Annotated in this window: 10 protein-coding genes; 6 read left to right on the top strand and 4 right to left on the bottom strand. The window is 47.7% G+C overall.

The annotated features are described in order from the left end of the window. The first annotated feature begins 55 nt into the window (after positions 1-55). The 3 genes from ACLR2L_RS15840 to ACLR2L_RS15830 all read left to right on the top strand — a co-directional run bounded on the left by ACLR2L_RS15840 (position 56) and on the right by ACLR2L_RS15830 (position 3,507). A complete protein-coding gene (locus ACLR2L_RS15840; protein WP_413369445.1) occupies positions 56-673 on the top strand; it encodes a PEP-CTERM sorting domain-containing protein in 618 nt (205 codons plus the stop codon). Positions 674-923: 250 nt separating this feature from the next. Next, positions 924-2,543 (top strand): methyl-accepting chemotaxis protein, encoded by a 1,620-nt coding sequence (locus tag ACLR2L_RS15835; protein ID WP_413369443.1) that lies wholly within the window; start codon positions 924-926, stop codon positions 2,541-2,543. A gap of 52 nt (positions 2,544-2,595) precedes the next feature. Continuing rightward, positions 2,596-3,507: a histone deacetylase gene (locus ACLR2L_RS15830; RefSeq protein ID WP_413369447.1), complete on the top strand. Its 912-nt coding sequence runs from the start codon at positions 2,596-2,598 to the stop codon at positions 3,505-3,507. On the opposite strand, the gene ACLR2L_RS15825 is transcribed toward ACLR2L_RS15830, so the two are convergent. The 4 genes from ACLR2L_RS15825 to tsaA form a co-directional block, all read right to left on the bottom strand. Next, a complete protein-coding gene (locus ACLR2L_RS15825) occupies positions 3,504-4,457 on the bottom strand; it encodes a phospholipase A (protein WP_413369441.1) in 954 nt (317 codons plus the stop codon). The two genes, ACLR2L_RS15830 and ACLR2L_RS15825, sit on opposite strands and share 4 nt — an antisense overlap. After that, positions 4,441-5,286, bottom strand: coding sequence for an MBL fold metallo-hydrolase (locus tag ACLR2L_RS15820; protein WP_413369439.1), 846 nt, complete (start codon positions 5,284-5,286; stop codon positions 4,441-4,443). The genes ACLR2L_RS15825 and ACLR2L_RS15820 overlap by 17 nt, the downstream gene beginning before the upstream one ends. A 67-nt stretch (positions 5,287-5,353) precedes the next feature. Continuing rightward, entirely contained in the window at positions 5,354-6,922 is a 1,569-nt protein-coding gene (gene proS / locus ACLR2L_RS15815; RefSeq protein WP_413369437.1) for a proline--tRNA ligase, read from the bottom strand. Between the two features lie 76 nt (positions 6,923-6,998). Beyond that, positions 6,999-7,712, bottom strand: coding sequence for a tRNA (N6-threonylcarbamoyladenosine(37)-N6)-methyltransferase TrmO (gene tsaA, locus ACLR2L_RS15810; RefSeq protein ID WP_413369435.1), 714 nt, complete (start codon positions 7,710-7,712; stop codon positions 6,999-7,001). A 357-nt stretch (positions 7,713-8,069) separates the two neighbouring features. On the opposite strand from tsaA, the gene ACLR2L_RS15805 reads away from it, so the two are divergent. The 3 genes from ACLR2L_RS15805 to ACLR2L_RS15795 all read left to right on the top strand — a co-directional run. Further along, positions 8,070-8,999: an ABC transporter ATP-binding protein gene (locus ACLR2L_RS15805; protein ID WP_140959758.1), complete on the top strand. Its 930-nt coding sequence runs from the start codon at positions 8,070-8,072 to the stop codon at positions 8,997-8,999. Then, on the top strand, positions 8,992-9,726 hold the full coding sequence (locus tag ACLR2L_RS15800) for an ABC transporter permease subunit (protein WP_140959756.1): 735 nt from the start codon (positions 8,992-8,994) through the stop codon (positions 9,724-9,726). The genes ACLR2L_RS15805 and ACLR2L_RS15800 overlap by 8 nt, the downstream gene beginning before the upstream one ends. Positions 9,727-9,728: 2 nt before the next feature. Continuing rightward, a partial coding sequence (locus ACLR2L_RS15795; RefSeq protein WP_413369432.1) for a GldG family protein occupies positions 9,729-10,087 on the top strand: 359 nt, incomplete at its 3' end.

The raw sequence follows: 10,087 nt of genomic DNA, 5'->3' as shown, positions 1-10,087 counted from the left end.
TAGACTGGTGTCAATGTTGCATGTTAAATAATTGTTAATGAATTGGGGGTGCAACATGAAGAAATTAATGCTTGGTTTGGTGATGTTGGTGATATCGAGTGCAGCAAATGCATCCTTTATTCGGAATTTAATCAGCGAAAATTCGCCGGGTACAAATGGTTCCTGGAGTTTTGGGACGGTTTTTACCGTGGGGGCAACGGATCTCGATGTTAGCGGTTTAGGCGCTTACGATTATTTGAGTGATGGCTTTGTAAGCAATGGCATTCTGGTTGGTTTATTTGATGAATCTGATGGTTCGTTATTGGTTTCAACGCTGGTAAATTCATCGGACCCACTGATAGGCGCGTATCGATATTCAGCGATTAGCTACACGTTATTCGCTGGCATGCAGTATCGACTGGTTGGCGTTAGCGGAAGTGATCGCTATATTCAGGGCAATGGCACCTGGACATTTTCCAGCGATGTTACATTCAATAGCTATGGCTATTGTTCGAATACGTCGCTAACGAGCTGCAACACGCATGTTGAAGGGGATTATGGCATGGCCAATATGCAGTATTCACTCAGTACTGGCTCGTCTGCTCCAACACCAGCATCCGCGCCAGCTGGTATGGCGTTGCTTATGCTCGGTGTAGGTTTACTTTTTAACCGTCGCCAAAAGGCTAAATTTTAACGCATCTACCGTTACGGCTAATTTGATTTGGGCGCGCAGTATTCCGACTTCGCGTCCCTTTATTCTTGTGTCTTTGACTGTTAAAAGCCATATCTTCATCGCGCCAACCGAGTGTGAATAACATTCATTCGGTGTTTGGTTTCTTTTTGAACGCCCTGTCACAAAAGTGTCACTCAATCGTTATTTAATTGTGGGCTACCGCACACGGACGGTGGTTGTTAGCTGTCTCGTTAAATTCCGGAGAACCCACATGATACGTTTCACCAGTATCAATCGCCTGATCATGACGCCGGTGCTGGCCATTATCAGTATTTTAGTTTTACTTAATGCCTTGTCGATCTCCATCGCATTTTCGCTTATTGCCAACACTGAACAAGTGGAGCGAACGCATGTTGAATCAGAACGACAAATCAGCAACGTCCTTTCTGAATTTAAAACTCAGGTACAGGAATGGAAAAACGTGTTGTTGCGCGGTAGTTCAGAGAAAGACCGGGTTAAATACTGGGAGCGTTTTCAGGCACGTGAGCGTGATGTAAAGAGCCAACTGAAATCTATGGTGAGTGTGCAGCAGTTGCAACCAGAACAACTTGCCACCATAGAGGATTTTCTTGCTGCACATGGAACTATGGGAACCCGTTACCGCGAAGGCTATGAAGCGTTTGTTGCCGCAGGCTTTGATCCTAAAGTTGGCGACAATTTTGTTCGCGGCATCGACCGCGAGCCCGCTGAATTGCTTCAGAAAACGGCCGATAGCATAGCGTTACTATCAAGGCAGGCCAAAGCCGACGTTGCCAGCCAAACCCAACAACGCTTGTGGATGATTCTGCTGGTATCAGTTGTAGTAAGTGCGGTGTGCATTTGGTATCTGGTAGTCAACCTTCGCAAAAATGTGGTTAAGCCGACCCGGGATATCGCCGCCTGTTTGCGCCAAATGGAACAAAAGCGTTACGACTATCCGCTGTCTTATCGCAGTGATCATGAGTTAGGGGCTGTGGCCAGTGCAACCCGCCATTTGCAAACCAAGCTTCAAGACACGGTTATGCTGTTGTCTGAAGCGCAACTTCAGATGCAGCATTCTCATGATACGTTGGATGATGTAAGCAATGCCATTGAGCGCGGTGCAAAGACGCAATATGAGTCTTCAGACGCGTTAGCTGCGGCTAATGCAAAACTGGATGACATTGTAAAAAGTCTGGTTGCCATTACGACACAGGTGTCTGTAGCCTCGAGTAATTCACAAACGCAGGCGAACGAGTGCTACCAAACATTTGAATCGGCTAATCAGGGATTTGTAAAATTAGCGCAAACCGTAACTGATGCCAGTACCATTGTGAATGAATTACAGGCCCGCAGCGCCAGTATTCTTACCGTGGTGAATGTGATAAATGAGATTGCAGATCAAACAAACCTGCTTGCACTGAATGCTGCAATTGAAGCTGCTCGGGCCGGTGAGCATGGTCGGGGATTTGCCGTAGTGGCCGATGAAGTAAGAGCCTTGGCAGCGAAAACCCAGCAGTCTACTCAACAAATTAACGGCATTTTAAGCGCATTTGAATCAGACGCCAATAAGGCAGTGACTGCAATGCAGAATGGTCAGCAACACGCCGACGCCAATGCCCAGAGTGCACAGCGAGCGTTAAAGTTGCTTACGGAGTTGGTGCGCTACATTGAAGAAACACAAAGTGTTGTGGCTGCAATGAATGACGCGGCGGGGGAGCAGTCGCAGATTGTGAGGCAACTGGATGGTGTAACCTCCAGAGTAATGAAATCCTCTGAGGAATATCACACACTGGCAAAAGACGACGGCATATCCAGAGCTATCGGACAGATGGCACAGAATGTAACATCGGTGGTGTCGGCGTTGAGCTAAACGTCAACTTTTGGCGTACAATTGGCCTAAACGCAAATCGGTTAAGGGCAGTATGCTGTTAGACAACCTGACTTTTCACCCCATTTATAGCCAGCTATCCTTACCGGTAAAACACCGGTTTCCCATCGAAAAGTATCAGGGCATTTACGATGCCCTGATAGCGCGTGGCGTGCAACCAGATCGCTTTGTTACGCCCGAGCCTATCTCAGTTGAATACCTTAAGCGGTTTTATGATCACGCTTATGTAGATGCGCTAATAAGCGGGCAGTTGGACTACCAGGCCATGCGGCGAATCGGTTTTCCGTGGTCTGAACAACTCATAATACGCAGTCTCACCGCAGTGGGAGGAACAATTCTAACCGCTAAACAAGCGCTCAAACACGGTGTTGCACTTAATCTTACTGGTGGTTACCACCATGCAGGTGCCGACTATGGTTCTGGCTTTTGCCTATTCAATGACCTGTACCTCGCAGCACAGACCATGCTGGAAGAGCCCGGTATTGACCGAATACTCATTATCGATTTAGATGTGCATCAGGGGGATGGTACTGCTTTGTTGGCTCAGCAGGACGAGCAGATTATTACCCTGTCGGTACATGGCGAGAAGAACTTCCCGCATCGCAAACAACAGTCAGATATGGATTTTCCGTTACCTAAAGGTACCGGTGATAACGATTATCTGAATGTGGTTGACGAAGCATTGTTGCTGGCGCTCAGAACTTACACGCCGGATGCCGTGATATACGACGCCGGTGTGGACATCCATGAACATGACGATTTGGGACACTTAAACATCACCACACAAGGCGTGCTATTGCGCGACAAAATGGTATTGAGCGCCTGCAGACAACGCAAGCTGCCTGTTGTTTGTGTGATTGGCGGTGGTTACCAGCGCGATATCGCTGCGCTGGTGGCGGTGCATTTACAATTATTCCGGGCGGCGGGTGTGATAGACACTGATTAGAAGAGTGCTAGTTGGAAACCAATACCAATTCGTTCTTGTTTTCGGTTGTAATCAATCAGTGAATCGCCGTAACCGTTGAAGTAATCAAGCACCACTTCATAGCGGGGAGATACCGGATAGCTGAATGTAATGCCTGCACTTCCCCGGTTTTTCGACCATTCCAGGTTGTTGCGAAAGCGCAGCAAAATACCCCAGTTTTCCCAGCGGGTACCGTAACCAATCTCTACGCGGCCGAAGTAATGATTGATGTCAGGGTTGTCATCGCCACTGGTGTCATTGTCGTCTGTTTTCTCATCTTCAGGCACGCGATACCAGGTTTTAAAGTAGTAAACATCATCATCGTCACTGAATAGTGAAGTCAGTATTACCCGGTTCCAACTGCGTGAACGAATGCCGCTCTGGCCGTTCGACATATGATTAAAGCCAAGCTGTAAGGCATTGAACTCAAACCCCAGAATACGAATATCGGTATTCCATTGGTAAAATACTTCAGGCTCGTAGTTGGTTTCACGGAAAGGTTTGGATACTTCGCTGTTATAGAGCTGCCAGAACGATGTAAGCGTAAATCCAAAATACAGGCCTTCTACCGTATTTTCCGGCGTGTAGAGCGGTAATTTAATACTCAGCTGAAATTTAGCTTCGTTGTTGTCTACGTTGTCGCTGGTCAACGCTTCATTGCCTAGCGCATTGGGATTGGTAACATGGCTATAGGGCAAAATATAGTTGCGTTGAAATTGCGTAATAGAAAAGGCATTTGCCAGTGCCGTGCGATCTGACTCAAAGCGTTTGGTAAGTATACTCGGGCGTACCTCCACACCGGGTTCCAGTTCTGGTTGTTGAGTTTCATTAATGTCCTGCGCCCAGGCGCTAACCGAAGCCAACGCACAAAAAAGCGCAACGTATTTGCGCATATTCAGGCAAAGAGCGTACGGCCTATTCGCTAAAATCAATGGAAAGTCCTTCGTAGGCGGCAAACATGTTTAATGGCGATTCAGCCGCGCTGATAAACTCGTTGCAATGCGCCACTATGTCGTCAATGTCGTTATCCGTTCTGCATGGATCATGACTGTACAGCGCCAGGCGCTTTGCATTACATGCCATGGCCAGTTTTACCGCTTCTTCGGCAACGGAATGGCCCCAGCCGCTTTTCGCTGGCATGTCTGATGTCATGTATTGTGCGTCGTGAATTATTAAGTCGGCATCCCGGGCGAAATCTACAAAGGTTAGAAAATCGGTTTCTTTCTTATACGGCGGATACAGCTCGTTGTCGGTAATGTAGGCAATCTTGATACCCTTGTCGCAAATGCTGTAAGCACTGCCTTTACCGGGGTGATTCATGGGGAGCCGCGCAATGGAAGCACTGCCAATCTGCCAGTGATTGGTTGACTCGGGTACAGGCGTGATTGAAATTTTTGACTGTAAAACACTGAAAGGCACCGGAAAAACTGAGCCTTGCATTTGTTTTAGAATGGCATCGTGTTCCGGTAGGGTGGTAAGCCCTGGGGTGATATTAATTTCTCTGCCCGGCTGATAAATAGGCGTAAAAAACGGAAACCCCTGAATATGGTCCCAATGATTGTGCGTTAGCAGAATGTGGATAGGCGTCGTTTTTTTGATTAACTGTTGGCCGAGCAAGCGAATACCGGTACCGGAATCTAATATGATATCGGTACCGTCACTGGACACAACATGCACACAGGCGGTGTTACCACCATATCGCACATAATCTTCGCCGGGTGTGGGTATTGACCCTCGCACACCATAGAAGGTGAGTTGCATGTTCGCTCCTTACGCATATTCGCCTCAATGCGGAGGTGCAATTGAGGCGTTGGCCTTTTTCTTATTATTAAATCGTTGCAATAAATTTGGCAACGTCTGCTAAGTTTAGTAGCGTTTTGTCACCCGTGCGACGGTTTTTGTACTCCACTTCCTGATTGTCCAGGTTGCGTTCACCAACAACGATGCTATGAGGAATGCCCACTAGCTCCATGTCGTTAAACATTACGCCTGGACGTTCTTTACGGTCGTCAAACAACACTTCAACGCCCAGCTCAACTAATTGCGCATAAATAGCTTCTGCTGCATCTTTGATGCGCTGCGACTTATGCATGTTCATTGGGATCAGCGCTACTTTGAACGGTGCAATCGGATCTGGCCAGATGATACCGTTTTGATCGTGATTTTGTTCAATGGCCGCAGCAACAATGCGGGACACTCCAATGCCGTAGCAGCCCATGGTTAAAATTTCATGCTTGCCAGACTCGCTTAATACACCGCAGTTCATCGCCTTGGAGTACTTGTCGCCTAATTGGAAAATGTGGCCTACTTCGATACCGCGTTTGATTTCGATGTTGCCTTTGCCATCCGGAGACGGGTCGCCGGCTTCGATGTTGCGCAAATCAGCTGCTTTACCGCTAAAGGCCGAGCCAAGTACCGCTGCTGCTACGTAGTCGGCAATGACAGGTACGTTAACCGATGCAACGTCAACATCACTCAATGCAACGCCTAGTACGGCCTGGGCTTTTTCATCGCTGGCGATCACTAACGGGCTGGCAACCGACGCTTGTTTTTCAGCTTTGATGTCATTCAACGTATGCTGTGCTGACAGCACTAACAATACCCATTTTTCTGCATCATCTTCTGCTTCACCCTGAACCAGCACATATTGCAGAGCTTGTTCAGATGCAGCGTCAACCGGTAGCGTTTTAGCCATTTCAACGTTGGCCGCGTAATCGGATTCTGTAGAGAAGGCGATGGCATCTTCACCTGAGTCTGCCAGTACGTGGAATTCGTGAGATACACTGCCACCAATAGAACCTGAATCGGCAATAACCGCGCGGTAATCCAGGCCCATACGCTCAAAAATATTACAATAGGTTTTGTACATCACGTCATAAGTATTTTGCAGACATGCCTGACCCATGTGGAAACTGTACGAATCTTTCATGGTAAATTCACGGCCACGCATAATGCCAAAGCGAGGGCGTACTTCGTCGCGGAATTTGGTTTGAATTTGGTACAGGTTAATTGGCAACTGTTTGTAACTGCTGATTTCGTTGCGAACCAGCGCAGTAATCACTTCTTCATGCGTAGGACCAAGCACGAAATCGCGCTGGTGGCGGTCTTTAATGCGCAGCAGTTCTGGGCCGTATTCTTCCCAGCGGCCTGATTCTTCCCACAGATCAGCAGGCTGCACCACAGGCATCAGCACTTCAATGGCACCGGATTTGTTCATTTCTTCGCGAACGATATTGGCAACTTTATTCAATACACGCAGGCCGGTTGGCAGCCAGGTGTACATACCGGCAGCAAGCTTGCGGATCATGCCCGCGCGCAGCATAAGCTGGTGGCTAATGACTTCTGCATCAGCAGGGGTTTCTTTTTGCGTGGATAACAAATACTGGCTGGTACGCATTGGTAGTGTTTACCTATTTCTGATTATTAAACCCGCGTATTCTAGCAGCGTTAACGGCGCTTACAAAGCCTGACGTCTAGGATAATAAGACAATTGCATTTACCCATACGGCGCCCTGGCAAACCTGCCAGTGAATATCGCAATTGTACAACTGCACCTGATACGTTTTGGGATCATCCGCAATCGACTGTTTGTAGGCCGGGCGGGGGTCCTGAGACAGGCAGTTTTCAATCAACAATTGCAAATCAGAGTGTGGCTGTTGTGCCAGTTGACGATGGGCGTTGTCGGTAAAATTCACCGCTAACGCAGGGACAGGTTTATCCTCCAGCAGGGTGGCAGTGGCATGCTGCACACTATCGCTATAGGGAATATACGGTTTAATATCGATAATCGGGGTCTCGTGCAGTAAATCGATATTGCCTACATGCAAATAAATTCCCGAAGTCGTTTGTTCAACGCCTAAATTTTCCACTGCTGACATACCAATACCATTCGGGCGAAAGGTACTGCGAGTGGCAAACACGCCTGTGCGGGCGTTGCCGCCGAGTCTGGGGGCTCTTACCGTGGGTGACCAGCCTTTGTGCAAATTTTCGTGAAACAAAAACAGCAGCCATACGTGACTGTAGGTCTCAATTTCCCGCAGAGTATTAACATCATCGAAGGGAGCGATTAATTTCACTTTCCCGCGGGCTTTGGCTAGCGCCGGTTGTCTCGGAATGGCAAATTTTTGCTTAAATGGCGATTCAATGACGCCAATGGGGTCGATTGAATATGCATTTGGCTTTGTCATAGTTTGCAACACTTTTGTAGTGGTTCTGACACATTACACACATATTTGTCGTGTATCTTACTCTGGCTAGCTCTTTCGGGATAGCCCAACTAACGTCCTCCCTGGACATAGCATTTTGTCGCTGGCCTTGCAGGCTGGCGACACTTTTTTCCTCAAGCGTTAGAAATCAACTAACCCATACAGCAGAATTTAGTGAATTCATCACATAACACATGATTGAAATTTGCACGTGTGTCACTATATATCAACCGCACAATTGCATCCGTGTATTGTCGCGAACGATTTCCGTTGTGACTCCTGTTTTGCTGTTGTGAAAAACGAAAAGAATAAGCGTCGCAGATCGTAAATAGGATGACTATGATCTCAGTAAAAAACTTATCCAAACACTACAACCATTTTAAAGCGGTTGATAATTTGTCTTTCGATATTGCCCCCGGCAATATTGTGGGTTTTTTGGGGCCTAACGGGGCTGGGAAATCCACTACCATGAAAATGCTGACAGGCTTTTTGCCGCCCACGTCAGGCGATATCACTATTCAGGAACGGCGCTATGCCACTCATGCCAAGGCGATTCAACGCAATATCGGGTATTTACCTGAAGGCGCGCCTGCTTATGGTGATATGACCGTTTGGCAATTTCTGCATTTTATTGCGGATGTGCGTGGTTTACGAGGCGAAACGCGCAAGCAAAGATTGTATGACGTGATCGCCAGGGTTGAATTAGCTGATGTGCTCAACCGGCCAATTGACAACCTGTCAAAAGGGTTTAAACGCAGGGTAGGGCTGGCGCAGGCTATCTTACACGACCCGGATATCCTTATCCTCGATGAACCTACCGATGGTCTCGATCCCAATCAGAAGCACCATGTCCGCCAGTTAATTGAAGATTTATCGAAAGAGAAAATTGTGGTGATCTCAACCCATATTCTGGAAGAAGTGACCGCGGTCTGTAACCGGGTAATGATTATTGCCAACGGGCAGTTGCGTTTTGACGATACGCCTAATGCGCTGCGGCATCAGTCGCGATTCTGTAACGCAGTAAGTCTGAAAATGAGTTACGCGGCAGATATATCTGGTCTTGCCGAATTGGATGGCGTTGAAGAAATGGAAATTGACCGCAAAACAGGTCTGGTCACGCTATTTCCTGAGCCGGGAAAGCATATTTTTCATGTGATCAATGAGTACGTTACCCAGCGACGCCTGCCGGTAGAAACGCTTACGTTAGAACAAGGGCGGCTGGACGAAGTCTTTCGGGATATCACTACCCGGGAGGTATCACATGGCTAATGTGTGGTTTATTGCGCGCCGGGAATTCAGCAGCTTTTTTGCTACGCCGGTTGCTTACGTGTTTATTGCCATCTTTTTAATGCTGTCTGGCGTGTTTACGTTCTTCATCGGTAACGTGTATGAGCGCGGTCAGGCCGACCTTATCCCATTCTTTAATTTTCATCCATGGCTGTATCTGTTCTTAGTGCCTGCTATGGCAATGCGCAGCTGGGCAGAAGAACGCAAGTCTGGATCGATCGAATTGCTGATGACGCTGCCTGTGAGTATTGGTGAAGCCGTACTGGGTAAATTTCTGGCTGCATGGCTGATTCTGGCCTTGTCGTTAATGTTGACGTTTCCTCTGTGGCTCAGCGTGAACTATCTGGGGCAACCCGATAACGGCATTATTCTGGCTGCCTATATTGGCAGTTGGCTCATGGCGGGTGCCTTTTTGGCTATCAGCACCTGCATGTCTGCCTTCACCCGCAATCAGGTGGTAGCGTTTATTTTGGCCGTAGTGGTGTGTTTTCTGTTTGTGGTGTCTGGCAGTGGCATTGTGCTTGATGCTTTTGAATCCTGGGCCGGGAATCTGGTGCTTGATACCGTGGCCAGTTTTAGTTTCCTCACCCATTTCGAAGCCATGGCCAAGGGCGTACTGGCCATGAATGATGTCGGTTACTTTCTGATTATTATGGTGATTTGGCTGTATGCCAGTCTGATTGTTATTGAACATAAGAAGGCTGACTAACCATGAGAAAAACAACTGCCTTTACTACACTGGCTCTGCTGATTGTGCTGTTTTTTGGCGTAGTGGTGATCAACAACGAATTGTTAGGTCATTACCGCGTGGATTTAACCGAAGATAAAGTGTATTCGCTGTCGCCCGGAAGCCAGGATGTACTCGATGATTTAGACGAGCCAATCGTATTGTATTTCTTCTTCTCCGATTCGGCCTCCAAAGGCATGACGGCCCTGCGCAACTATGCCAATCGGGTGCAAAGTTTACTTGAGGAATATGCGTCGCGAGCCAATGGCAAAATAACCCTGAAAATTATCGATCCTGAGCCGTTTTCTGAGTCTGAGGATTTAGCGGTGCAGTTTGGTTTAAC

It is taken from the genome of Alteromonas sp. AMM-1 (assembly GCF_047290655.1).
GTDB lineage: Bacteria > Pseudomonadota > Gammaproteobacteria > Enterobacterales > Alteromonadaceae > Alteromonas > Alteromonas mangrovi.
Note: the sequence above shows the minus strand (reverse complement) of the source record. Positions and strands in the feature narration are given on the sequence as shown.